Raw genomic sequence first — 24,389 nt, 5'->3', positions numbered from 1 at the left:
AAAGGTAAAGATATGAATAAAACAATATATAGTATACTTTTTATAATTTTACTATCAGCTTTATTGTATAGTCAAAATGATAATTCATTAGAAAATAAGATGAAAGATTATGAGAAAAAAATTAAATTAAAGTGGAAATATAACCCTCTTAGAGTATATGAAACTGATAAATATTTTTCTCCTTGGCTTGACCCTGATAATTATAACAGCAGTTTTTGGTTCGGAGATATTTTAAATATTAAAAGTTTATACAGAAATAATAATTTCAATCTTGATAATGTAGTTTTATATTTCAGTCCGAAATTGGCAGCAGATTTAGCACCTATAGCTTTTAATATAGAAGGAGATAGACATAGATTTAGAATAGGTGTAGGATATGCATTAAAATTATTTTTCTCAAGCTACAAAAAAGGACAGGATCAATTATACGGCTCTACATTTTTATACGGAACATACATGCAGGTGGAGGCATATTTTGAATATATATTTGATAATAAATTAAAAATAAGATTTGCTCCTATAAGACACACCTGTTCTCATATAAGCGGGGATATACTAGGAGATAATACATTATATAATAAAAATAAGGAAGAGTTCAGAGATGTAGGCTTTGAACAAATGCATTTATCTGCTTATTATAAATACGGTTGGTTTTCTTTTTACGGCGGAACATCTTTTGCTGTAACAGGATTTGATATATCAAATATTGTAAACTTATTTAATCTTTATGGCGGTACAGAAATTAGGATACCATTATGGGGAGAGATAAGTTTGATAACTGGCATTTATACAGGCATATTCTTTGATAAAATAAATACTATAAATAGGACAGAAGGAAGAGGTCAGGGATATCCTATTACAGAAACTCATAATGAATTAAGTCCTTCAATATCTGCAGGAATAGGATTTGAAATATATAGGTTTGTAATTGGAATGAAATATGAATACTCACGTTCAAAGCAATTATACTCATACAGACAAATGGAAAGCAGAATAGGACTAGATGCCAGTTTATTTTTCTAGTATATACTGGAACAATAGTATATACTGGAACAATTACTATTTGTCAATTGATACACATTATACAAAATTATCAACTTTTTTTGCAGCACAAAAAATTTTTTATCCTTCAGATACTCTTCACAAAAAACGCAATTGCTAGAACTTTATATTTTAAAGATATGTATTAAATGTATGGTAATGCCCGAAATTGTAGCTAAAAATGCAGTCTTTTTGGTTCTGTGCCAACAAAAGAACTGGGGGTGTGGGGACTAGTCCCCACAAATACTAAATTTAAAAATTTATTTTTTGACAAACTATATCTGTTTAGGTATATACTACAAGGTCAAATAAAATTATATTTTTTAACCTAAAATATCATTGATAGATTGTACGCATAAATCAACAGCCTTATCTATCTCTTCTTCATTAATTATAAGAGGCGGATTAAAATATATAACATTACCCAAAGGTCTTAATAATAATCCTCTCTGAAGTGCTTTTTTATATATTTGATAACCCATTCTAAGTTTAGCGTCAAAACCTTCCTTTGTATTTTTATCAGTAACTAATTCCATTGCATTAATAAGTCCTATATTTCTAATCTCTCCTATATTTGGGTGATTTAATAATTTTTCTTTTAATTTATTACTTAAATATTTTGCTCTTATTTGTGCCTTATTTAGAATATCATCTTCTCTCAAAACTTTTTGTACAGCCAAAGCAGCAGAACAGCCTAGAGGATTTCCGCTATAGGTATGACTATGCATAAAGGCCTTGCCTTCATTATAGTCAGCATAAAAGGCATTGTATATTTTATCTGTAGTGATTGTTATTGCCATTGGCATGTAGCCGCCTGTTAAACCTTTTGAAATGCACATTATATCTGGGCTTATATTGGCATGATCGCATGCAAACATCTTTCCAGTGCGTCCGAAATTTGTAGCAATTTCATCAGCAATAAAAACTACATTATATTTATCACAAAGCTCTCTTAACTTTTTTAAATAAAGCGGAGGATATATTCTCATTCCAGCAGAAGCCTGAAGCAAAGGCTCTATTATAACAGCACAAGTTTCATCAGCATATTTTTCAAACTTTTTTTCAGCGTCTAAAAAACATTCGCATTGGCAAGTTTCTCTGTTTTGATTATATTTGCATCTGTAGCAGTTGGGTGCTTCTATATGTATAGTTTCCATAAGCATAGGCTTGTATATTTTTGCATACAAGTCCAAACTTCCAACGGATAATGCCCCTATAGTTTCGCCATGATAACCGTCAGTAAAGCACATAAACTTTATTTTTTTAGTATTGCCTATTTGATGCTGATACTGAAAAGCCATTTTTAAGGCAGCCTCTACCGATGATGATCCGTTATCTGAAAAATTAAATTTACAAAGCCCTTTAGGAAGTATCTTTACAAGCTCTTCACATAATTTAATAGCTCCTTCATGCGAGAAGTTTGCAAATATTACATGCTCCAATTTATCAAGCTGTGCTTTTATAGAAGCATTTATTTTTTCATTGCAATGACCAAGTAAATTGCACCACCAAGAACTTACAATATCAATATATTCTTTGCCGTTTTTATCATAAAGATATATTCCTTTTGCTTTATCTATTATTATAGGAGAAAGCTCTTCATAATCTTTCATCTGTGAGCAGGGGTGCCAAATATATTTTAAATCTTTTTCTTCTAATGTCATAAATAAGCCTTTGTTTTATATAATATGCGGGAAGTAAAAAATATTCCCGCACACTCTTTTTGCTAATAGGGAGAAAAGCAAAAAGAATATATAAAAATAATTATTACAATTAATAATTATTCAAAAAGTGAGGAAATATTATCAGCTTTTAATTCCATGTTATTTACAGAATCAATAATACCAACAGTCTTTATATTTGTAATTTTTTCTATCATTTCTTTGTTGTCTTCATGCATAACATTTGCTTCTTCAAATCTGTTTAATATAATGCCTTTAATTTTTATTTTTTTACTTTTCATATATTCTATAGTAAGAACTGTAGAATTAATTGTACCAAGACCAGCATCTGCTACTATTAAACATGGCAATTCAAGCTCTTTTATAATATCTTCTAAAAATATTTTTTTATCATCATATCTTATAGGGCATATTATACCGCCGCTTCCTTCTACTATCATATATTTGTGATTTTTTGAAATATTTTTATAAGCCTTTTTTATAACTTTCATATCTGGAGGATTGCCCTCAATTTGTGCTGCCAAATGAGGAGAATATGCATGTTTATAAGTATATGAAACCATCTCTTCATAAGAATCTGTTAAATTAGCTCTCTCTTTTACATACCAAGCATCGCTGTCTGTTATATCACTGCTTCCGCTTAAAGCTGCTTTATAATACCCTATGTCAAATCCTTCTTCTTTCATCTGTTTGCATATAAGTGCTGATACATAAGTTTTGCCTATATCAGTACCAGTGGCAGTTATAAAAAGTGCTTTAGCCATATTAATAGTTCCTTAATAAAATGTTAATCTTCTGTTAATTCTATTTTATATCCTAACTCTTCAGCCATTTTTTTATCTGTTTCTATAGAAATGCCTGCAGTAGTGAGCATATCTCCAGTTATAGCGGCATTAGCTCCTGATAAGAAACATGATTTTCCTTTGTCTTCTAAAAGTCCTCTTCCTCCTGCAAGTCTTATAAATGCCTTTGGGTTAATAAATCTGTATATGGCTACTATTCTTCTCATGTCTTCTAAAGTTAAAGGAGTAATATTTTCAAAAGGAGTGCTTGATATAGGATTAAGCATATTAACAGGAATAGACATTATGCCTAATTCTCTTAATTCTAATGCCATGTCAATTCTATCTTCCCAAGTCTCTCCCATACCCATAATGCCGCCGCTGCATACAACCATTCCAGCTTTTTGGGCTGCCTTTATTGCATTTATTTTATCATCATAACTATGAGTAGTACATACATTAGGAAAGAAGTTTCTTGAGGCTTCCAAATTATTATGCACTCTTTTAAGTCCAGCCTCTTTCATTTTTTTAAATCCTTCCTCATCAAGAAGTCCTAAAGATGCACATACATATCCGTCAGTTTCTTTATTAAGAGTTTCTATAGCATCATATACTTTATCTGCTTCTTTACCATACAATGCTCTGCCTGATGTTACTATAGAGTATCTTAAAACTCCTTTATCAAAATCGCTTTTACCCTGCTCTAATATTTTATCTTTATCTAAAATATCATACTCTTCGCATTTAGTATCATAATGAGCCGACTGTGCACAGAATTTGCAGTTTTCAGAACATTTTCCGCTTTTAGCATTTATTATAGAACACATATCAAACACATTAGAACAGAAATGTTTTCTTATATTATCAGCCGCTTTGCATAAATCTTCTAATGGAGAGTCTGCTAATTTTAAAGCCTCTTCTTTTGTTATATTATATCCGTTTATAATTTTTAGTTTTAATTCTTCTAAAGATATTTCTTCTTTTATAATTGCCTCAATATTACTCATTTCTCCTCCAGTTTTCATGAAATTCTATAATTAATGCTTCCTGATGTGAGTTTATCTACTCTTCCGTCTTCAAACTCTGCCACTAAAGCAAAGTTCTCATCTATATCTAATACATTTATTATATTTTCTTTATTATCTATATTAATAGAAACTTTCTTTCCTATTAAAAAAGAACGCTTTTTATATTCATCGTAAAATGATATATTATTAAAATAGTAGTCCCATAAATTTTCTAATATTCTAGCTATTAAAATATTTCTTATATCAGAATTTGAATCGTTAGAATTAATAGAATCTGCTGTATCATTAATATCTTTAGGAAAGCCTTTTTTAGGAAAATTAACATTTATTCCAATACCTATAACAGCATAATCAAGTTTTCTGTCTTCAAAGCTGAAAGCTCCTTCTGTAAGTATTCCGCATACTTTTTTATCATTAATAAATACATCATTAACCCATTTTATATAAGTATTTTTATTTGTTGTATTTTCTATTGATTTTGATACAGCCATAGCTGCTGCTGTGGTAATAAATGAACTTTTAAATATTTTTTTATCTTTTTTTAAATTGAGTATTATACTCATATATATACCTGTGCCGTAAGGAGAGAAAAAAGATTTACCGTTTCTTCCGTATCCTTCTGTCTGTTCTTCTGCAATTACTACTGTACCGCTTTCTCTCCCTTTAGCTGCAAGTTCTCTTGCTATTATATTAGTTGATTCTACTGTTTTATATATAATAAAATTAAACTTATCCTTATATTTAAGCATATTATTTTTTATTATATTTGATGAGATAATATCCGTTTCTTTTGATAGAGAATATCCCTTATTTTTTACGGAATTGATATTATAGCCTTCATTTTTTAATGATTTTATTGCCTTCCATACAGCTGCTCTGCTTACATTCAGATCATCTGCTAATCTCTCTCCAGATATAAAAAGTCCTTTATTTGATTCTAGTATTGATATTATATTTTCTTTAATATTTCCCTTCATAATATAGTATGATATCATATAGAAAACAATTGTCAACTTTAAAACCGTAAAAGGTTTACTATTTAAATAGCGTTACAAACATAATTAGAGGAAACCATAAAATATTTGGAACTTTTGTTTATACTGAAAATTATTAAGTTTGTCAATTTTTATGTTGTTCTTTTTTCCACTGCACGCCATACTTAACAGTACTTCCTTCGGTCGCAGGCGGACAGCGTCAAAGAACCTTATATCCTCAACAAGTTCGGATACGCTTCAATAGTACTAATTATGTTTTACATGTAGAATAAATTGTAAAATTTAGCCAGAAATATAGCCTTTTTGCTTCTTTGTGGCAACAAAAGAAGTGGGGTCTGGGGCAAAGCCCCGCAAATATTTTAAATTTAAAAAATTAATTTTTGACAAATTATAGTTGTTTAGGTATATACTAAAAATTTTTAAGTTTGTCAATTTTTTAATTGTTCTTTTTACCGCCTTCGCTCTGCGGGCTTCGCCAAAAGAACCTTATATCCTCGACAAGCTCGGATACGATTCGCGAAAGTGCAAGTGTAAAAATAATACTAAAATTTAAAAATTTATTTTTTGACAAACTATATCTGTTTAGGTATTTAATAATTTTTAAAAATGATAATAAAAATTAAAAAATTATAAAACATTATTTATAATATTTTATATAACTTTAATAAGATAAAATAATCATAATATTAAATAAAAAAATATATTTGGTATAACAAGTAAAACTTCTTGATTTTAATATACAATTATTATATAATATTAGGAACAAAAATAAATAAAAAAATAATTAACGGTAACCATCATGAAAAAAGTAAATTTATGTTTATTAGGAGCTTCTGGTGCTGTTGGTCAGGAAATGCTCAAAGTACTAGAAGAGAGAAAATTTCCAATTAATGAATTAAGATTACTTGGAAACAGAGAAGCTGGAAAAAAAGTAGTATTCAATAAAAAAGAATACACAATAGAAAAAGTAACTAAAGATTCATTTAATAATATGGATATTACATTAGTTGCTGTAGGTGCTGATTTGAGTAAAAAACTCAGTCCTGAAGCAGTAAAGGCTGGAAGTATTGTTGTAGATAACAGCAGTGCTTTTAGAATGGATAAGAATGTTCCTTTGGTTGTGCCGGAGGTTAATCCTGATGATGTTAAATTACATAAAGGTATAATATCTAACCCTAACTGTTCTACAATAATAGCTTTAGTGGCATTAGCTCCGCTTCATAAGTTTGGAAAAATTAAACGTATTATAGCTTCTACTTATCAGGCAGTTTCTGGTGCTGGTAAAGAGGGTATGGAAGAGTTGGAACAGCAATTACAGGATTATGTTGCTGGAAACAAACTTAAAAACAGCACTTTTAAATATCAAATACTTCATAACTTAATTCCTCAAATAGACTCCTTTGATAAAAATGGATATACTAAAGAAGAATTAAAAATGACTAATGAAGGAAGAAAAATTCTTCATGCACCTGATATGCAGATAAGCTGCACTTGTGTAAGAGTACCAGTTATAAGAAGTCATAGTGAAGCTATTACTATAGAAACAGAAAAGAAAATTACTGTAAAAAAAGCTAGAGATTTATTATCAAAAGCTAAAGGTGTTAAAGTAGTTGATGATCCAGAGAAATTCAGATACCCTATGCCTTTAGATACATCAGATCAAGATGATATATTTGTAGGAAGAATAAGAGAAGATATCAGTGCTAAAAACTCATTGGTATTATGGTGTGCTGGAGACCAAATAAGAAAAGGTGCTGCTACAAATGCAGTTCAGATAGCAGAATTACTTTTACCAGAATTAGAAAAGAAAGGAGAAGAAGCTCCTGCTAAAAAAACTGCAGCTAAAAGAACTTGCGTAAGAAAAAAAGCAGAAAAAAAATAAATCATTAATATTTTTATTATATAGAGAGGGGTTTTTATTTTTTACAAAACTCCTCTTTTTTTATGTTTATAAGGATTTGTATTAATCTTAAAAAGACACTAATTTATTTTATATATTGAAGTTTATTTTTGGCTGTTTCATAATCTAAAACTTGAACTTCTCTAATATTCCAAAGTTTACCTAATGGACATATAAGACTTCTTTTTATGATGTTTTCTATTTCTTTTACAATGTCAGGAATCATTGTTTTATTTTTAGAATTAAACTGTTTGAAAATAATATAAACTTTTAGTTCTATATTTGTATTATAATTTTTATTTAGATTATTTAATGTTTTTATGATATCATTATTTCCATCATACAAAGCTGTTTTTAATAAGGCAGAAGAATGCAAAGCTTTTAGTCTTAAATCATCTTTTAAATTTGATTTATCCATATTATTTACTTCTTTACACTCTATCAAATCAATACAATTATCATGACAGTAGCAAAAATCCATTTCTTTCATTCCGCTGTAATGTTCTTTATTATCATCTTTACAAACTTCATAATTTTTTTGATTTTGTATATAGAATTGATTTTCAGATAATCTAAAATATGAATTATCTTTAAACTCTACAATCCATTCACTATTATTACTCAATTTTTACTCTCCACAAACATATCATAAGCCTCATCAGATATTGAATTATCAGGAAACTCTTTTGATAAATCATAAGCTCCGTCTATTTTTGTGTAATTATCTTCTTTTATAAAGAAATATACGTTTATAGGATAATTATCTTTTATGGCAATATTGCTAAGCTGATTTAAAACAAATGAATTATGACTAGCCATAAATATTTGTACTCCTTCTTTTGAAATATCAGCCAAAAATCTCATAAGCTCACGAACCATTTTTGGGTGTAAACTATTTTCTGGCTCATCAATAAATAAAATACTTTTCTTTGTTAAATTTCCAGTATTATGAAGAACTTCAAATATTCCTAGTTTTTTTATTCCTTCAGCAGTTATATTAATGTTATAAATATTTCCATCATTTTTATAATAATTAATCATATTAGTATTTTTATCAATTTGTATATTACCATTATAGAAATCATACTTATTTTTTAATACGCTTAATAATTCTCTTTCATCAATATTTTTTCTTGCGAGTATTTCATAAATTATATCAGTATATGAATCATCAAATCCGCTTTCTATATTTTGATTTTTTAAATAAATAATAGCATTCATAATAGATAAGATTTCTTTAGCAGGTATAAATAAAGGTTTATAGTCATAATTATAATTATTAATATTATCATCAGAAGTTATAATTTCATTTTTGCTATTTAAAAAATAAGAATTAAAATGAATAGTGTTTTCGTCATATAAATAAAGTTTTTTTAGTTTATCTGTAGGTTTATTACTAGTACCAAATTTGAAATTATTAAATGTATATATATTATTAATATATTTAAAAATATTGCATGTTCTAATATTTGCATTTACGATATTTTTTAATTCATAACTTATACAATATAAAAATTTTAATATTGTAGTTTTTCCTGTATCATTTTCTCCTACAAATAAGTTTATATTAGCAAAATTATCAAACTTAGCATTTTTAAATTGTCTGTAATCATGAATTTCAAAATTCTTTATCATAATCAACTAACCTAAATTGTAATGTTATAATATTCTATAATATATTTTCATTATTTCAAATAATTAATTGTTTTTCTTTCTCATTCATAATTATATCCTAAACACTAATAACTTATTTTATATTATAAAAATAAAAATGAAACATTTTATATTAGTATATGTTTATTGAAAAATACCACAAAAAAAGAAAAATCAATAATTAACATATTGAATAAAATCAGAAATATAATATAGTTTTTAATCATTAAAATAAATTTTTAAATGTTCGAGGAATTATATGAAAGTTTTTATTAGTGCAGATATTGAGGGAATTACTACAACTACACAATGGCCTGATACTGATGCAGGAAGTTTAACTTATAAAGAGCATACCCTGCAAATGACTAAAGAGGTTAATGCAGCATGTGAAGGTGCTATTGAGGCTGGTGCTAAAGAAATATTTGTGAAAGATGCACATGACTCTGCTATGAATATAGATCAAACAGCCTTACCAGAATGCGTAAAGATACATAGAAGATGGAGCGGAGATCCCTATTCTATGGTAGAAGGTATTGATGAGAGCTTTGATGCTGCTATGTTTATAGGGTATCATAATGCTGCTTCAATCGGCAATAATCCGCTTTCTCATACTATGAATACCAGAAATGTATATGTTAAACTTAATGAAGTTCTTGCAAGCGAGTTTATGTTTTTTAGTTATGCAGCAGCCTATAGAAAAGTGCCTACGGTATTTTTGTCTGGTGATAAAGGATTATGCGAAGATGCTATGAAGATGAATCCTAATCACCCTAATTTGATAACGCTTCCTGTAAAAGAGGGTATAGGTTATTCTACTATTAATTATTCTCCAAATTTAATGGTAAAGATGATTAAGGAGAAAACTAAAGAGGCATTAAGTCAAGATTTTAAGGGTAAATTATTAAAACTGCCTAATCATTTTAAACTTGAAGTTTGCTATAAAGAACATGGATATGCTCATAAAGTATCATTCTATCCTAATGCTAAAAAAATTAATGATACTACTGTAGTTTTTGAAAATAATGACTATTATGAGATATTAAGAGCCTTGAAATTTATATTATAAATTTTATAATATAATAGTCCGATAACTTATGAAAGCCTTCTTAAAAAATAAGTCTTTTTAAGGAGGCTTTTTTATTATCAAGAATTTTTAAATCATTTATAGGAAACACTATGCCTGAGATTTGGGACGTTTATAATAGAAATAAGAAAAAAACAGGACGCATTCATCAGAGAGGACTTCCTTTAAGAAGAAATGAATATCATATAGTTATACATGCTTGGGTTGTAAATAGTAATGATGAAGTTATAATGACAAAAAGGCATAAAAGTAAAAAAATATGTCCTAATAAATGGGAATGTACAGAAGGCTCTATACTTGCAGGAGAAAGCAGCATTGAAGGAGCTGTAAGAGAACTTAAAGAAGAGATTGGTTTATCATTTGAAAAAGAAGAAGGTATATTTTTAACTTCTTTTATCCTTGAGCGTTCAAAAACTATAATAGATTCGTTTATGTTTAGAAGAGATGTAAAATTGGAAGAATTAATTTTGCAGGAAAATGAAGTAAGTGAAGCTATGATAGTTGACAGAGAAAAATATTTTGAGATGTGCCAAAACAAAAAAATTATATCTTCTATAAGATATTTTTATGATATTTATGATAAACTCAAATAATTAAAAGTTAAAGAGGTTTAAATTGAAAGTATTAATTATAACAGTAGGTGCTCAGGGAAGCGGCAAAACTTATACTATAAAAAAAGCGAAACTTGATAATTATAGCGTAAGTTCTGATAATTTAAGAATATTATATTCAGGTATTTTTCCAGACGGATATGATGGGCTTAGCATTTCTGAAAAAGATAATTCTTATATTTGGAATAATTTAATATTAAGCATATTAGAAAATAGATTTCGTTTAGGTTTATTTACTATATTAGACAGTACTGGGCTTTTTAATTTAAAGAGCATTACAGAGCTTGCCAAAAAATACGGATACAGAATAGCAGCTGTTTTATTTGATAATGTATCTCTTAAAGAATGCATTGATAATGTAAGAAATAGGGATATAGGAAGTAATATATCGGAAGAAATTATAAAAGACTTTTTCATGCGTATGAAAGATTTTAAATTATCTGGAGCCAATATTTTTAAGGCTTCAGATTATGATAGTGCTGAAGCAGCATTACTTGAGGCTTCGAAATGGGACAGTTTTTATTTGAATGAAAAAGAGTTTGAAAAATATGATAATATAAAAGTGATACCAGATTTGCATGGCGAATATGATGTATTTAAAAAGTTTTTAGAAAGAGAGAATTATTTTAAAGATGAAAAAACAGCTTATATATTTGCCGGTGATTTAACAGACAGAGGAAGCAAATCAAAAGATCTTCTTGACTATTTTTTATTTAATGACATACCAGATAATGTTTATTTTACTGAGGGCAATCATGACGTGAGTTTAAATTTCTTTGCTAATGACATAAAAGTTACAAAGGAAAGAAATTTTTTATTAATCATTCAGGTATAGATAAAATGTACGAGCATATACCAGCTTCTCTTTTAAATGGAATTGTAACTTATGGATATAATTATGATGAAGACAAGTATAAATCTTATATAGAAGTAGGAAACAGATTTAAAGAGAATCATAATGATATCATTCAGATATTCGGTCATAGAAATGTACTTCAAGAGGAATTAGAAGATAATTTATGCAAAATAAATGATAATGCCTATTGTATAGAAAACTCTGTTGAGTACGGAGAAGATTTGATAGTTTTGAGTTTGAATGATTTATCTATAGAGCATTATAAAAATGATAAAAATATAGATAATTTGTTTGAGGCAGAATTTGATACAGAAAAAGAAAATAATAATCTTGTACGCTTTAAATATTTTGATACGGTTTATTCAACTAATTTTTCAGAGAGAGTATTTTATAAAAAATTATGGAATGAACAGACTATTAAAGCAAGGGGATTATACAGATATAATGATACCAAAGAAATAGCAGGCAGAAGCTATGATAAATTTTTTAATTATGATGAAGTTAATGAAACTAAATTAAAAAGTTTAGAGAAAAATATAAAGTTTCCAGTAAGCGTATACAAAAAATATAACGGATATTTATTTCTGGTATTTTTAGATAAGACGAAAGATGAGTTAATATTTGCAACTAAAAGCTCTATCAATACTAAAATGACATCTTGGGCAGAAGAATTATTAACAAGGGAAAATAAGGATTTTATAAAAGAATACTGTAAAAAAAATAATACCACATTTGTGTTTGAATGCATACACTTAAAAGATTCCGCCCATCCTATTGTTTATGATAAATCTTTTTTGGTTTTGCTTGATATTATATACAATGAAGAAAATTACAGAAAATTATCTTATGAAGAGTTATCAGATAAAGAAATATCATCACGATTTAATATAAAAGAGAGAATAGAAATATTTGAAAAACCAGATGATAATATTTCAAAAGATGAATATAATAATTATATAGATAAGATGTTTTATAAATATATTGATAATTTTTCTATAGACTATGAGGGAGTTGTATTTGAAGATAGTAATGGCTTTATGGTAAAAGTAAAATGTCCTTTTTATATTATTAAAAAGGCATTAAGATTAGAGTCTATGCGTTTAAATAGATTAACTCATTCATTAAATATTCATTATCCTAATCAGTATGTTATTTTTACAGGAAATAAAATATTTAATAAATATAAAAGAGAAAATAAATTAAAAGAATGGAGAAATCTTACTATAGATGATGTATTAAAAAGTTATAATGAAGTTTTAGATGAACTTAAATAAAATATAAATTAGTTTGACTTAATGAATTAATTAATAATTTTTAGGAGAATAAAAAAAATGCAGTATGTGAAGTTTGGAAGCAGAAGAGGAAAAGAAGGTGAGATAAAACTTCTCGATATATTTTATAATCATAATATAGTATTTGCTGAAGTGAAAGCTGGTGCTCAAAAAGTGAAAGATAAGAAATTTTTAAAAGGTACAAAAATAATGATAGCAGACGGACTTACAGCAGTTGCTGTTGCTTTGGCAGAAAGTGATTCTGATTCTTTAGATAAATTTAAAATTAAGTTTAATAAAAATGAAATAGATAGAATAAATATTTCAGATTGGGTAATAGCAGCAAGGGTAAAAATATACAAACTTAAAGAAGAAGATTATTTTCCTGCTACTATAGGCAAATTTTATCATATAAAAAATAAAGATAAAATAAAATTAATAGATAAACTTATTGAAAAATATTCAAAAGAGTAAGTATTTTTTATTATTTTTTTCCTTTAATTTTCTCTATTAAACTAACTATTGCAAATATAATCAGCCCGATTATGCAGCTAATTCCTCACATATATAATAACTCCTTAAATATATTTTATTGTACTATACCATATAGTAGTATAATGTCAATAATATGTGTAAAATATAATTGTTTAGGTATATACCAAAAATTAATAATCTATTATAAAAAACCAAACAATAGTTATTGACATTATATTTATAATTATGTAAACTTTATTATGTTTATTAAAAAATATAATAAAGGTTTTGCAATTATGATAAAAGTCAAAGCAGAAGAGTTAATGGACGCTGTATATAATAAGTTCAAATCAGCAGGAGTATCAAACGAGCAGGCGGGCATTGTAACAGATGTACTTATTTATGCTGATATTAGAGGCATACATTCTCATGGAGTATTGAGAGTTGAACATTATATAAATAGAATAAAACAAGGAGGAATAAATTTACAATCTAAATTTAATATAGAAACAAAAAGACCAGCATTTGCCTTGATGGACGCTGACGGAGGATTCGGACATGTCGCAAGTCAGTATGCTATAGAATGGGCTTTAGAAACTGTTGAAAAACAGGGAATAGCTTTAATAGGAATAAAAAATAATAGCCATGCAGGAGCCTTAGGATACTACAATAAAATGGCAATAGATCAAAATAAAGTCTCTCTTATAATGGTTAATACTGATCCTTGCGTTATACCTTTTGGAGGAAAAAGATCATTCTTTGGAACTAATCCGATAAGCTACGGATTTCCTGCCAAAAAAGATTTTATACTAGGCGACATGGCAACAAGCGAGGTATCATTAGGACGCATATTTACAGCAAGAGAAAATAATGAAACAGTGCCTATGCATTGGGGCGTTGATGAAAATGGCAATCCTAGTTCCGACCCTAATGAAATAAAATATGTTGTGCCTTTTGGAGGAGTTAAAGGGTATTTAATAATGACTATGGTTGAAGCTTTTACAGGGCTTTTAATAGGTCAGGCTTACTGCAATAACCTTGTAAAAATGTATGGCGATATGGATAAAAAAAGAAATCTTTCTACATTTATACTAGTTGTTGATCCTGCTGTTTATAATGATTTAGATACTTATTTAAATACTGTTCAATCATTCATTGATGATATAAGAAAAGAGCCTGCCTTAAAAGAGGGTGAAACTATATCAATACCGGGCGAGAGAAAAGAGGCTTGTTCAAAAAATTATTTAAAAGAAGGAATACCTTTGTCAGATCATGTTTATAAATATATTTTTGATAAGTAATTTTAAGGCTTTATTAAATGAATGATTTATATAATAATCTCTCAAAAGAATTTGAGATTTTAAAAAATGATAAAGAAGCTGTTTCAATGGCTAAATACATGAAAAATAATTTTGAGTTTTTGGGTATTCATTCAAAAGAGAGAAAAGAAGTTCAGAAAAAAGTATTTAAGACAATTCCAAAAGATGAAAAAGAATATATCGATTTTAACTTTACAGATAAATGCTATAAAAATAAATACAGAGAATTTCAGTATGCCGCAATAGATTATCTTATATTAAAAAAGAAATATTTAAATAAAACACATATAGCAAAACTAAAAGAATATGCCCTCACAAAATCATGGGGGGATACTATAGATTTTTTAGATAGAATTATAGGTGATATTGCTTTAAGAGATGAAACAGTTAATGATATACTTTTAGAATGGTCCTTATCTGATAATATTTGGCTTAGAAGAATATCTATAGATCATCAGCTTTCAAGAAAAGAGAAGACAAATACAGAATTATTAGAGAAAATTATAATAAACAATTTAAACAATAAAGAGTTTTTTATAAACAAATCAATAGGCTGGGCATTAAGAGATTACAGCAAAACCAATCCAAACTGGGTAAGAGATTTTATAGAAAGGCATAAAGATAACATGGCTAATCTCAGCATAAAAGAAGCAAGCAAATATATTTAATTTATTATTGCTGCTAGTGATAAACTCTCTAAGAAATAGCTGACGACTTCCTTCGTCAGTTATCAGCTGATTGTTTATCACTTTAAAACTCATAATTATAAATTTCAGTATCTGCCCAAGTGTTGATTAGATTTAAAAATTATTTAACGCACGGTAAACAAAATTAACAATATAACAAAATTGAATTACAAACGAATCTACATTTCTAGCTTTACTTAACGTGCGGTGAATACTCTATAAATTTAAAAAAATCTTGGGTGGGCGTTAACAATTTCTTTTAAACTTCAAAGAAATGAAAAATAATAATATAAAATTGCATTAATAAAGATAAAGGGTGGGCAAATGTAATTAAGCTTTAAAACTTTATTTACATACCCCGCCCTTTAAAATTTATTGCTTTATTTTGAATTACAACAATTAATTATATTTATAGCTTAATTATAATTTGTTAGCACCCGCCCAAGTGTTGATTAGATTTAAAAATTATTTAACGCACGCCGAACAAAATTAACAATAATAATAAAATTTGAATTGCAAATGAATCTATATATTTAGCTTTACTCTCCGTGCGGTAAATACACTATAAATTTAAATAAAACTGGGGTGGGCGTTAACAATTCTGTTTAAACTTTAAAGAAATAAAAAGTCATAATTTCAAATAAAAATAATTAGCCTAGAGGGTGGGGTTTTAATAATATTAACTTGTAAATACTAAAAAATGATATATATTATTTTTATAATAAAAAATTATTTGAGGTAAAATATGTCATCAGAACAATATTATGAAGAAGGTTTAAATTATTTTAAAGAGAGAAAATACAAAGAAGCTATAGAATCTTTTGATAAAGTAATAGAGTTAGCTCCTAATAACAGTAATGCTTATTATAACAGAGGAGTATCTAAAGAAAATTTAGGACAGTATAAAGAAGCTATAAAAGACTATGATAAAGCTATAGAGTTAAATCCTAATGATATTGATTCTTATAATAACAGAGGAATTGCCAAATATAATCTAGGACAGTATGAAGAAGCTATTAAAGACTATGATAAAGCAATAGAGTTAAACCCTAATGATAGTGATTCTTATAATAACAGAGGAATTGCTAAAAAAAATTTAGGACAGTATGAAGAATCTATAAAAGACTATGACAAAGCAATAGAGTTAAACCCTAATTATAGTAATGCTTATAATAACAGAGGAATTGCTAAAAAATATTTAGGACAGTATGAAGAAGCTATTAAAGACTATAACAAAGCAATAGAGTTAGACCCTAATGATAGTAATGCTTATAATAACAGGGGACTTGCTAAAGGAAATTTAGGACAATATAAAGAAGCTATTAAAGATTTTGATAAATCTATAGAATTAAACCCTAGTTATAGCGATGTTTATAATAACAGAGGAGTATCTAAAGAAAATTTAGGACAGTATCGAGAAGCTATTAAAGACTATGATAAGGCTATAGAGCTAGACCCTAATTATAGTTATGCTTATAATAACAGAGGAATTGCTAAAAAAAATTTAGGACAGTATGAAGATGCCTTAAAAGATTATAAAAAGGCTTTAGAATTAGACCCTAATGATGAATATGCTAGAGAAAATATACAAAATATTCAAAATCAATATGGCTTGAGATAAATAAAGCATTGATGGTAATTTATACTGAAATTTTTTAAGTTTGTCAATTTTTTTATTCAACTTTTTCCCGCTGCACACCATACTTAACAGTACTTCCTTCGGTCGCAAAAGAAGTATGACATGTGAGGCTAGTCCCCGCAAATAACAAAATTTAAAAAATTAATTTTGACAAACCATATTTTTTTAGGTATATATTGTTTTTTATTTAATATAAAATATAATTAATTTTGAGGTGTTTTTATGGTTTTTAAAGTCATTGTTCATGAAGATGAAGACGGTTTATGGGCTGAAGTTCCTTCCATAAAAGGCTGCTTTACTCAGGCTGATACTATGGAAGAACTAGAATTAAACATTAAAGAGGCTATTGAAGGCTGTCTTTCTGTTGATATTGAAGAATACTCTAAAGAAAATATGATAAAAACTATTGATGTAGTTTTATGAAAACAATAAGCGGTAAAAAATTCTGCAAATTACTAGAAGAGCATGGCTGGATACTTGCTAGAATTAATGGGAGTCATTTTATATACATAAAATCTGGAAGTGATTTAAGAATATCTATTCCAGTACATAAAAATGATGATTTAAAAATAGGTCTTTTGAAAAAGTTATTAAAATTAACTGAAATATCAGAAGATGAATTATAAAAAAATAATTTTCATATTCTCAATAAACTCGGATACGCTTTGCGAAAGTGCAAATGTAGAAATTATTATTAAATCGTACTAATTATGTTTTATATGTAAAATAAATTACTAAATTCAGTATAAAATGCAGCCTTTCGCGACTGCGGGCTGTGCCTGCTTCTTTGTGGCACACCGAAGGCGGACAGCGTCACAAAAGAAGTGGGGTTTGGGGCAAAGCCCCAACTATAATTAAAAAAAATATTAAATTAAAAAAGTATAAATATTAAGAAATTTAGTTTTGAAACAAGTCTAATAAATAAAAAAACTCTGCTATTTTTATAAAAACAGCAGAGCAAAAAACAATTAATTTATTCAAAAATATTATTATATATCAATGAAAAAATGTAATAAGTATACCCATAACAACAGCACCCGATATAATACCAGATATATTAACAGCCATAGCATGAAGAAGCAGACAGTTTGAAGAACTATTCTCCTGACCGTAAACATGTGCTCCCCAAGCAGGAACTGGAAAAGCACTTAAACCTGCAGAACCTATTATAGGATTAACTTTTCCGCCTGATAATACATTAATAAGTTTTGCTGCAAGTATACCGATTGCTGTACTTAATACTAATGACACTATTCCAAATAAAAATATTAAAACAGTATCTAATGTCATAAAATACTGAGCTGTCGCAGAAGAGCCTATTGCCATTCCTATAAGCATAGTAAGTATTCCAGTTAAAGATTTCTGTAAAGTAACAGAGAAATTTTTAATAATGTCAGATTCTCTTAAAATACTTCCAAATAAAAGAGCAGCTATAAGAGGAAAAGAATTAGCTAAAAATATACCGCAAAGCCCCATAGCAATAACAGCAAATATAATTTTCTCACCTCTTGAAACCTGTCTTAAATAATTCATAGGAATTTTTCTTTCTTTAGAAGTAGTTAAAACTTTCGTAAGCCCAGATTGTAATACTGGAAGAAGCTCCATATAAAGATAAGCCGCCATAACAATAGCAGCAAAATATCTAGGCTCTGTAATAAGCGAAGACATATACATAGCCAAAGCTCCGTCAGCAGCACCAATAATAGCAGCAGCAGCCGATAAGCCTTCTGATATATTCAAAGAACTCATAATATAAAATACTACAAGTATACCTATCTGCGAACTAGCTCCAATAAAGAAATTTTTAGGGTCAGCAAGTACGAGCCCTAAATCTATCATAGTACCTACTGCAAAAAATACCAATACCGGATAAATACCGCTGTCAGCTCCCTGATGAAGAAGCCCCAAAAATCCTCTTACAACATCTTCTGTAAGTTTAGGAAGAGGCATGTTAGAAGCGAGTATTGCAACTCCCATAGGAAGAAGAAGCAAAGGTTTTCTCTTATAGTATATTGACATATATATAAGATAAGCTCCTAAAAGTATCATTATAATTTGGGCAACAGTCGGCGGATAAAAACCAGTAAGTAAATTGTTAAAATCCAAACCTAAAGCATTATTCATATCTACCCCTTAAATATTACTTAATCTGCAATATAACTTGACCTTCAACTACAGATGAACCTTTCTCAACATGTATAGATTTTACCTCTCCGGAAGCAGGAGCAGTAAGTTCATTTTCCATTTTCATAGCCTCTAATATTGCTACAACCTGACCTTCGGTAACTTTATCTCCAACAGCAACACTGAATGATACTATAGTACCCGGCATAGTTGCTTTTACTGATACAGCATTTTCATCTATAGCAGCAGAAGGAGAAGCTGCCTGAACAACTGGTTTTGCTTGCTCTACAGGAGATGGTTTAGGTGCTTGAGTCTGTGCCTGAACAACAGGGGCAGAAACTCTTACTTTCTCTTGTTTAACTTCTTCTACTGATACATCGTAAGTTTTTCCATTAACAGTGATTTTGTATTGTTTAGTCATAATGATATCTTCTCCAAAATATTTATTAATATTTATTTTTATGATAAAAGTTAATTTACTTATATTTGTTTAAAACTTTATTAAAAATTGTAGTTTACAGATAAAAAATAATTATTTTATATTTACTCTGTCAGCCATACCCCATATAGGAGTTTTAGATTCCTCTATAGAAGTAATTATAAATTTATTATTAGACATACCTGTATAAGCTGAAATTGCCGCAGTAATAACAGCGACAAGCTCTGTATCATCAAGCAAGTCTTCTTCTTTAGTTTTACTATCTTCTATTACTTTACTGATTTCTTCTTCTTTTTTAATATTTCTGCTTTTGAATATGATACCCAAAACTACAGATAATATATAAAAAACTAAAGCGACTATAAAAACAGATAATATACCAAATATTGTAATAGCTGCATTATGTTCCATTTAATTCTCCTTTTTAATTTAAAATTAAATTTTATAGAGGTATATTACCATGTTTTCTAGGAAGTCTTGTTTCTCTTTTGCTTTTTAAAAGATGCAAAGCATTAATAAGATAGCTTCTAGTATATTCAGGCTCAATTACATCATCAACATATCCTCTTACAGCAGCTCTGTAAGGATTGGCAAACTCTTTTTTATACTCTTCTATTTTTTCAGCTCTTACTTTTTTAGGGTCATCAGCTTTTTCTATTTCTTTTTTGAATATGATATTAGCAGCTCCGTCCGGACCCATAACAGCAATCTCAGCAGAAGGCCAAGCATAAACCATATCAGCACCCAAATGTTTAGAACACATAGCTATATAAGCTCCGCCGTATGATTTTCTTATAATGAGAGTAATTTTAGGAGCAGTAGCCTCTGAATAAGCATATAAAAGTTTAGCACCATGTCTTATAACTCCATTATGCTCCTGCCCTACCCCAGGTAAATATCCTGCAGTATCAACTAATGTAATCAGAGGAATATTAAAACTATCGCAGAAACGTATAAATCTCGCCGCTTTGTCTGCTGCATTAATATCGAGTACGCCTGCCATAGAATTAGGCTGATTGGCTATTATACCAACTGATTTTCCGTCAAGACGTGCAAAACATATAACTATATTAGTAGCAAATAAAGGCTGAAGCTCAAAGAACTCTCCATTATCAACCACTCTTTTTATAACTTCTTTTATATCATATGGTTTATTAGGACTGTCTGGAAGTATATTAGATAACTCTTCATCATTTCTGTTAGGGTCATCACCTGTATTTTCTAAAGGCACATCTTCCAAGTTGTTTTGAGGTATGTATGAAAGTAATGTTTTTACTCCTTCCAAAGTAGATACTTCATCTGGGAACATTAAAGAAGCAACACCTGAAGTTTTACTGTGAACATAAGCTCCTCCAAGCTCTTCAGCAGAAACCTGTTCTCCTGTTACAGCTTTTACTACCTGAGGACCAGTAATAAACATGTTTGAGCTCTTATCAGTCATAAATATAAAATCCATCAAAGCAGGCGAATAAACAGCTCCTCCAGCACAAGGTCCCATTATAACACATATCTGCGGTATCACTCCAGAAGCCTGAACGTTTCTGTAGAAAATATCGCCGTATCCTCTTAATGAATCAATACCTTCCTGTATTCTCGCTCCGCCAGAATCATTAATACCTATGCAAGGACAGCCCAGCTTTATTGCCATATCCTGTACTTTACAAATTTTTGCAGCATGCATTTGTCCTAATGAACCGCCTATTACAGTAAAGTCCTGAGCATATATACATACTTGTCTTCCATTAATTTTTCCGTATCCTGTAACTACACCTTCCCCAGCTACTTTGTTTTTTTCCATACCAAAATCACTGCATCTATGCTCTATAAAAGCATCTATCTCACAGAACGTATTTTCATCTAACAACTGTAAAATACGTTCTCTTGCAGTTAATTTCCCTTTTTTATGGCGTTCTTCTATTTTGTCTTCTCCGCCAGCCTTTTCTATTTTCTCTTTTCTTTTTCTAAGTTCATTGATTTTTTCTTGCATATTTTTTAAGTCCTTATTAGATTTTTTGTCTAATTATTAGATTTTTAATGCCTTTATAAAACATATACTATTTATTATTTATTGCAATCTTATTTTACAACTTTTGTATGTTTTAACAATTCAGTCGAATGTTAAAAAATACATGAAAAGACTTGCAAAAAAGTTAGAGCACTCTTACAATTATAATAATAATAATAAATACAAGCTACATTACAGCACATAGAATGAATGAACAAAAAACAAACTATATATAGTTTATTTTTTTCTATAGCTGTAGTTTATTATATAGATAATAATCAAAAAAGGATAATGAAATGAAAAAATTAATAATAATAACAAGCATATTAATTATGAGCATAAGCAGCGGACTTATGGCAAAGACAGGATTTAGTTTAGGTTTGCTTGTTCCTCTTGGAGCAAGTTTCAGCAGTTTTAGCGGTAATGATTCATCAAGTTTAAAATCTGATGTTGGTTTTGAATTTGGTATTCATGTTCAGCCTGCTTATTATTTTGGTTTTGAATATTTATCATTAGGTTTAGGTTTGGATTTAGGATATAACAGAGATGTATTTGCATTTAAATCGGCAATAGATGAAAAATCAAAAGGAGGTCTTGTTTTTGACAGTTTAATGATAGGTATACTGCCAAGAATAGATGTTTGGTTTGTATCTATAGGAGTAGGAGCTGGAGTAAAAATACCTTTAGGCGGAAGCAGCTATTTTAGAGAAAGCGACGGAGGATATACTTCTCAAGGATATGATTTAAAAAAGATAAAAGAAAATTTTAAAAATCCATATATACCTTATGTTAAGGCTTCTGTAGATTTTATATTGCCTCTCAATATAGTTCTTGGGGTATATGCTTCTTATGATATACCTTTGGCAGAAACTACAAACCCTTCATTCAATACAAAATTCTCTTCTTTTGATTTAGGTGCTGAAGTGGGATTAAGATTTTAATTAATATATAACATAAAAAGGAGACGTAATCATTACGTCTCCTTTATTTTTATACAAAATTATCAAACTCAATATCATTCTTTTTATTAAATATCAAATACTTTCTTGACATTTACTTTTGTATTATATACAATAATAATACAGAAGATCCTCTAGGAGTTTTATTATTTATATATTAATTCAGTTCAAATATAACATGTCAAAATAAAAAATAATTCTTTTTAATAATTACATAAATGTTTTTTAATATAATATTAAGAATTAATTTTCTATTAAAAAATTATTAATCAAACATAAAAACACAAAAATAGGATAAAATATGAAATTAATTAATAAAAAAATAATATTAGGTATTTTTATAGTATTCATAATAACTGTAATCGGTATCTTAATTTATAATAATAAAACTTTTGATAAGAATAATTTAAATTCAAATCTAAGACCCAAATACCATTTCACACCAGAATCAAACTGGCTTAATGATCCTAACGGGCTATGCTATTATAATGGTACATTTCATCTATATTATCAGTATAATCCTTTTGCTCCTTGCTGGGGTGCTATTCATTGGGGACATGCAACGAGTAAAGATATGCTAAATTGGAAGTATGAAGATATAGCATTAAAATATGATAATGAATACGATAAAGACGGATGTTTTTCTGGAAGTGCAATTGAAAAAGACGGTAAACTGCATATATTTTATACAGGAGTTCAATATCATAAAATAAAATACAATGAATATAATATACCTATTCAGGAAGACCCTAACGGATTTACGCCTTCGCAAATACATGCTGTTTCAGAAGACGGGGGATATTCATTTAAAAAAATACTTCCGCCTCTAATAACATCTGCTAATAATACTCAAATGAGAGACCCTAAAGTTTTTAAAACTAAAGAAGGCTTTTATAGAATGGTACTAGGCGATACTGAAGATTATAAAAACGGAAGTATTGTATTTTATAAAAGTGATGATCTTAATGAATGGGAGTTTGAAGGTAAATGGACTAGCGATAAATTCGGCTGGGGCTGGGAATGTCCTGATTTTTTTGAATTAAATAATGATGATATTTTAATATTTTCTCCTATGGGGGCTGGAAGTGAAGAATATCCAAATATTGCTATGTATTTAACTGGACAAATGGATTTTACTAATTTTAGTTTTAATATAGAAAGCAAAGGATTACTAGATGAAGCATCAGAAATGTATGCTCCGCAGACTTTTAATTATTATGATGAGAAAAAACAAAGAGAGAGAAGAATCCTGATAGGCTGGATAAGAATGTCAAAGCCTTTTGATAATAATAATAATTTCTGCGGAATGATGACTATACCTAGAGAATGCTTTATAGAAAATGGAATATTTAAAACTTATCCTATAGAAGAATTTAATGGCAAAAGAAAAGGAAAAATAAGAGATTTAAAAAATACTAAAAATCTTTATGATATTGAGTTTCAAATAAAAGATAATTTTGATATGACATTATTTGCTGACAGCAGTAAAAAAGGACTTTATTTAAATTATGATAAAAATGAAAGTTTATTAACTATAGACAGAAAAGATGTAAAATTTGAAGGAATATCAGGAGCTCAAAAAATAGAAATAAAAATAGATTTATTATCTGATATTAGAATAATAGCTGATGTATCCGTTCTTGAAATATTTATTAATAAAGGCGAAAAAACATGTTCTTTTACTGTTTATCCTTTAGGTGAAAATATTTTTATTGATGGGATTAAGTATATAAATATTTATAGTATATACCTAAACAAATACAGTTTGTCAAAAATAAATTTTTTAAATTTTGATATTTGCGGGGCTTTGCCCCACACCCCAGTTCTTTTGTTGGCACAAA

Annotated in this window: 24 protein-coding genes; 14 read left to right on the top strand and 10 right to left on the bottom strand. The window is 28.4% G+C overall.

All coding sequences use genetic code 11. From position 1 onward, the window contains the following. Positions 1-12: 12 nt before the first annotated feature. On the top strand, positions 13-1,023 hold the full coding sequence (locus tag Q1X91_RS08995) for a hypothetical protein (protein WP_300756110.1): 1,011 nt from the start codon (positions 13-15) through the stop codon (positions 1,021-1,023). Between the two features lie 341 nt (positions 1,024-1,364). On the opposite strand, the gene bioA is transcribed toward Q1X91_RS08995, so the two are convergent. From bioA to Q1X91_RS08975, 4 genes are all read right to left on the bottom strand, one after another. Next, on the bottom strand, positions 1,365-2,705 hold the full coding sequence (bioA, locus tag Q1X91_RS08990; protein WP_300756108.1) for an adenosylmethionine--8-amino-7-oxononanoate transaminase: 1,341 nt from the start codon (positions 2,703-2,705) through the stop codon (positions 1,365-1,367). Positions 2,706-2,821: 116 nt separating this feature from the next. After that, on the bottom strand, positions 2,822-3,487 hold the full coding sequence (bioD, locus tag Q1X91_RS08985; RefSeq protein ID WP_300756105.1) for a dethiobiotin synthase: 666 nt from the start codon (positions 3,485-3,487) through the stop codon (positions 2,822-2,824). Between the two features lie 23 nt (positions 3,488-3,510). Continuing rightward, complete coding sequence (gene bioB / locus Q1X91_RS08980) at positions 3,511-4,512, bottom strand: biotin synthase BioB (protein ID WP_300756102.1); 1,002 nt, start codon at positions 4,510-4,512, stop codon at positions 3,511-3,513. A gap of 14 nt (positions 4,513-4,526) precedes the next feature. Next, complete coding sequence (locus Q1X91_RS08975; protein ID WP_300756100.1) at positions 4,527-5,510, bottom strand: biotin--[acetyl-CoA-carboxylase] ligase; 984 nt, start codon at positions 5,508-5,510, stop codon at positions 4,527-4,529. An 817-nt stretch (positions 5,511-6,327) separates the two neighbouring features. Here Q1X91_RS08975 and Q1X91_RS08970 point away from each other — a divergent pair. Beyond that, positions 6,328-7,410 carry an aspartate-semialdehyde dehydrogenase gene (locus tag Q1X91_RS08970; protein WP_300756097.1) on the top strand — a complete coding sequence of 361 codons (1,083 nt, stop codon included), beginning with the start codon at positions 6,328-6,330 and terminating at the stop codon, positions 7,408-7,410. Between the two features lie 103 nt (positions 7,411-7,513). Here the strand turns inward: Q1X91_RS08970 and Q1X91_RS08965 are convergent, their stop codons facing one another. Then, positions 7,514-8,053, bottom strand: coding sequence for a hypothetical protein (locus tag Q1X91_RS08965; RefSeq protein ID WP_300756094.1), 540 nt, complete (start codon positions 8,051-8,053; stop codon positions 7,514-7,516). Then, on the bottom strand, positions 8,050-9,063 hold the full coding sequence (locus tag Q1X91_RS08960) for an ATP/GTP-binding protein (protein WP_300756091.1): 1,014 nt from the start codon (positions 9,061-9,063) through the stop codon (positions 8,050-8,052). Before Q1X91_RS08960 ends, Q1X91_RS08965 begins: the two co-directional genes overlap by 4 nt. Positions 9,064-9,340: 277 nt before the next feature. On the opposite strand from Q1X91_RS08960, the gene Q1X91_RS08955 reads away from it, so the two are divergent. The 10 genes from Q1X91_RS08955 (at position 9,341) to Q1X91_RS08910 (ending at position 17,647) form a co-directional block, all read left to right on the top strand. Beyond that, complete coding sequence (locus tag Q1X91_RS08955) at positions 9,341-10,147, top strand: M55 family metallopeptidase (protein ID WP_300756088.1); 807 nt, start codon at positions 9,341-9,343, stop codon at positions 10,145-10,147. A 110-nt stretch (positions 10,148-10,257) separates the two neighbouring features. Further along, entirely contained in the window at positions 10,258-10,758 is a 501-nt protein-coding gene (locus Q1X91_RS08950) for an NUDIX domain-containing protein (RefSeq protein ID WP_300756085.1), read from the top strand. 22 nt (positions 10,759-10,780) lie between these two features. Then, a complete protein-coding gene (locus Q1X91_RS08945) occupies positions 10,781-11,611 on the top strand; it encodes a metallophosphoesterase (protein WP_300756082.1) in 831 nt (276 codons plus the stop codon). A 5-nt stretch (positions 11,612-11,616) separates the two neighbouring features. Further along, positions 11,617-12,906 carry a T4 RnlA family RNA ligase gene (locus tag Q1X91_RS08940; protein WP_300756079.1) on the top strand — a complete coding sequence of 430 codons (1,290 nt, stop codon included), beginning with the start codon at positions 11,617-11,619 and terminating at the stop codon, positions 12,904-12,906. A gap of 57 nt (positions 12,907-12,963) precedes the next feature. Continuing rightward, the gene (locus Q1X91_RS08935) at positions 12,964-13,377 is read left to right on the top strand and encodes an ATPase (protein WP_300756076.1); all 414 of its coding nucleotides are present in this window, start codon (positions 12,964-12,966) and stop codon (positions 13,375-13,377) included. Between the two features lie 296 nt (positions 13,378-13,673). Beyond that, entirely contained in the window at positions 13,674-14,678 is a 1,005-nt protein-coding gene (locus Q1X91_RS08930) for an Ldh family oxidoreductase (RefSeq protein WP_300756074.1), read from the top strand. 17 nt (positions 14,679-14,695) lie between these two features. Further along, a complete protein-coding gene (locus Q1X91_RS08925; RefSeq protein ID WP_300756071.1) occupies positions 14,696-15,364 on the top strand; it encodes a DNA alkylation repair protein in 669 nt (222 codons plus the stop codon). A gap of 763 nt (positions 15,365-16,127) precedes the next feature. Continuing rightward, positions 16,128-17,003, top strand: coding sequence for a tetratricopeptide repeat protein (locus Q1X91_RS08920; RefSeq protein ID WP_300756068.1), 876 nt, complete (start codon positions 16,128-16,130; stop codon positions 17,001-17,003). Between the two features lie 240 nt (positions 17,004-17,243). Beyond that, positions 17,244-17,444: a type II toxin-antitoxin system HicB family antitoxin gene (locus Q1X91_RS08915; RefSeq protein ID WP_020004574.1), complete on the top strand. Its 201-nt coding sequence runs from the start codon at positions 17,244-17,246 to the stop codon at positions 17,442-17,444. After that, positions 17,441-17,647 carry a type II toxin-antitoxin system HicA family toxin gene (locus Q1X91_RS08910; RefSeq protein ID WP_020004573.1) on the top strand — a complete coding sequence of 69 codons (207 nt, stop codon included), beginning with the start codon at positions 17,441-17,443 and terminating at the stop codon, positions 17,645-17,647. The genes Q1X91_RS08915 and Q1X91_RS08910 overlap by 4 nt, the downstream gene beginning before the upstream one ends. Positions 17,648-18,017: 370 nt before the next feature. Here the strand turns inward: Q1X91_RS08910 and Q1X91_RS08905 are convergent, their stop codons facing one another. The 4 genes from Q1X91_RS08905 to Q1X91_RS08890 all read right to left on the bottom strand — a co-directional run bounded on the left by Q1X91_RS08905 (position 18,018) and on the right by Q1X91_RS08890 (position 21,571). After that, complete coding sequence (locus Q1X91_RS08905; RefSeq protein ID WP_300756059.1) at positions 18,018-19,145, bottom strand: sodium ion-translocating decarboxylase subunit beta; 1,128 nt, start codon at positions 19,143-19,145, stop codon at positions 18,018-18,020. 16 nt (positions 19,146-19,161) lie between these two features. Further along, positions 19,162-19,566: a biotin/lipoyl-containing protein gene (locus tag Q1X91_RS08900; RefSeq protein WP_300756056.1), complete on the bottom strand. Its 405-nt coding sequence runs from the start codon at positions 19,564-19,566 to the stop codon at positions 19,162-19,164. Between the two features lie 111 nt (positions 19,567-19,677). Continuing rightward, positions 19,678-19,995: an OadG family protein gene (locus tag Q1X91_RS08895; RefSeq protein WP_300756052.1), complete on the bottom strand. Its 318-nt coding sequence runs from the start codon at positions 19,993-19,995 to the stop codon at positions 19,678-19,680. 31 nt (positions 19,996-20,026) lie between these two features. Then, the gene (locus tag Q1X91_RS08890) at positions 20,027-21,571 is read right to left on the bottom strand and encodes an acyl-CoA carboxylase subunit beta (protein ID WP_300756049.1); all 1,545 of its coding nucleotides are present in this window, start codon (positions 21,569-21,571) and stop codon (positions 20,027-20,029) included. Positions 21,572-21,885: 314 nt separating this feature from the next. On the opposite strand from Q1X91_RS08890, the gene Q1X91_RS08885 reads away from it, so the two are divergent. Both Q1X91_RS08885 and Q1X91_RS08880 read left to right on the top strand, forming a co-directional pair. Then, positions 21,886-22,530, top strand: a complete 645-nt coding sequence (locus Q1X91_RS08885) for a hypothetical protein (protein WP_300756043.1) — start codon at positions 21,886-21,888, stop codon at positions 22,528-22,530. 319 nt (positions 22,531-22,849) lie between these two features. Further along, positions 22,850-24,389 (top strand): GH32 C-terminal domain-containing protein (locus Q1X91_RS08880; protein ID WP_300756039.1); only part of this gene is annotated, 1,540 nt, incomplete at its 3' end.

Origin of the sequence: uncultured Brachyspira sp. (assembly GCF_949287625.1) — a bacterium.
GTDB lineage: Bacteria > Spirochaetota > Brachyspiria > Brachyspirales > Brachyspiraceae > Brachyspira.
Note: the sequence above shows the minus strand (reverse complement) of the source record. Positions and strands in the feature narration are given on the sequence as shown.

What these genes read in the sequence shown, in the direction of transcription:
- Q1X91_RS08995 (WP_300756110.1), top strand. Translation starts at nt 13, where the DNA reads ATGAATAAAACAATATATAGTATACTTTTTATAATTTTACTATCAGCT.
- bioA (WP_300756108.1), bottom strand. Translation starts at nt 2,705, where the DNA reads ATGACATTAGAAGAAAAAGATTTAAAATATATTTGGCACCCCTGCTCA.
- bioD (WP_300756105.1), bottom strand. Translation starts at nt 3,487, where the DNA reads ATGGCTAAAGCACTTTTTATAACTGCCACTGGTACTGATATAGGCAAA.
- bioB (WP_300756102.1), bottom strand. Translation starts at nt 4,512, where the DNA reads ATGAGTAATATTGAGGCAATTATAAAAGAAGAAATATCTTTAGAAGAA.
- Q1X91_RS08975 (WP_300756100.1), bottom strand. Translation starts at nt 5,510, where the DNA reads ATGAAGGGAAATATTAAAGAAAATATAATATCAATACTAGAATCAAAT.
- Q1X91_RS08970 (WP_300756097.1), top strand. Translation starts at nt 6,328, where the DNA reads ATGAAAAAAGTAAATTTATGTTTATTAGGAGCTTCTGGTGCTGTTGGT.
- Q1X91_RS08960 (WP_300756091.1), bottom strand. Translation starts at nt 9,063, where the DNA reads ATGATAAAGAATTTTGAAATTCATGATTACAGACAATTTAAAAATGCT.
- Q1X91_RS08955 (WP_300756088.1), top strand. Translation starts at nt 9,341, where the DNA reads ATGAAAGTTTTTATTAGTGCAGATATTGAGGGAATTACTACAACTACA.
- Q1X91_RS08950 (WP_300756085.1), top strand. Translation starts at nt 10,258, where the DNA reads ATGCCTGAGATTTGGGACGTTTATAATAGAAATAAGAAAAAAACAGGA.
- Q1X91_RS08940 (WP_300756079.1), top strand. Translation starts at nt 11,617, where the DNA reads ATGTACGAGCATATACCAGCTTCTCTTTTAAATGGAATTGTAACTTAT.
- Q1X91_RS08935 (WP_300756076.1), top strand. Translation starts at nt 12,964, where the DNA reads ATGCAGTATGTGAAGTTTGGAAGCAGAAGAGGAAAAGAAGGTGAGATA.
- Q1X91_RS08930 (WP_300756074.1), top strand. Translation starts at nt 13,674, where the DNA reads ATGATAAAAGTCAAAGCAGAAGAGTTAATGGACGCTGTATATAATAAG.
- Q1X91_RS08925 (WP_300756071.1), top strand. Translation starts at nt 14,696, where the DNA reads ATGAATGATTTATATAATAATCTCTCAAAAGAATTTGAGATTTTAAAA.
- Q1X91_RS08920 (WP_300756068.1), top strand. Translation starts at nt 16,128, where the DNA reads ATGTCATCAGAACAATATTATGAAGAAGGTTTAAATTATTTTAAAGAG.
- Q1X91_RS08915 (WP_020004574.1), top strand. Translation starts at nt 17,244, where the DNA reads ATGGTTTTTAAAGTCATTGTTCATGAAGATGAAGACGGTTTATGGGCT.
- Q1X91_RS08910 (WP_020004573.1), top strand. Translation starts at nt 17,441, where the DNA reads ATGAAAACAATAAGCGGTAAAAAATTCTGCAAATTACTAGAAGAGCAT.
- Q1X91_RS08905 (WP_300756059.1), bottom strand. Translation starts at nt 19,145, where the DNA reads ATGAATAATGCTTTAGGTTTGGATTTTAACAATTTACTTACTGGTTTT.
- Q1X91_RS08900 (WP_300756056.1), bottom strand. Translation starts at nt 19,566, where the DNA reads ATGACTAAACAATACAAAATCACTGTTAATGGAAAAACTTACGATGTA.
- Q1X91_RS08895 (WP_300756052.1), bottom strand. Translation starts at nt 19,995, where the DNA reads ATGGAACATAATGCAGCTATTACAATATTTGGTATATTATCTGTTTTT.
- Q1X91_RS08890 (WP_300756049.1), bottom strand. Translation starts at nt 21,571, where the DNA reads ATGCAAGAAAAAATCAATGAACTTAGAAAAAGAAAAGAGAAAATAGAA.
- Q1X91_RS08885 (WP_300756043.1), top strand. Translation starts at nt 21,886, where the DNA reads ATGAAAAAATTAATAATAATAACAAGCATATTAATTATGAGCATAAGC.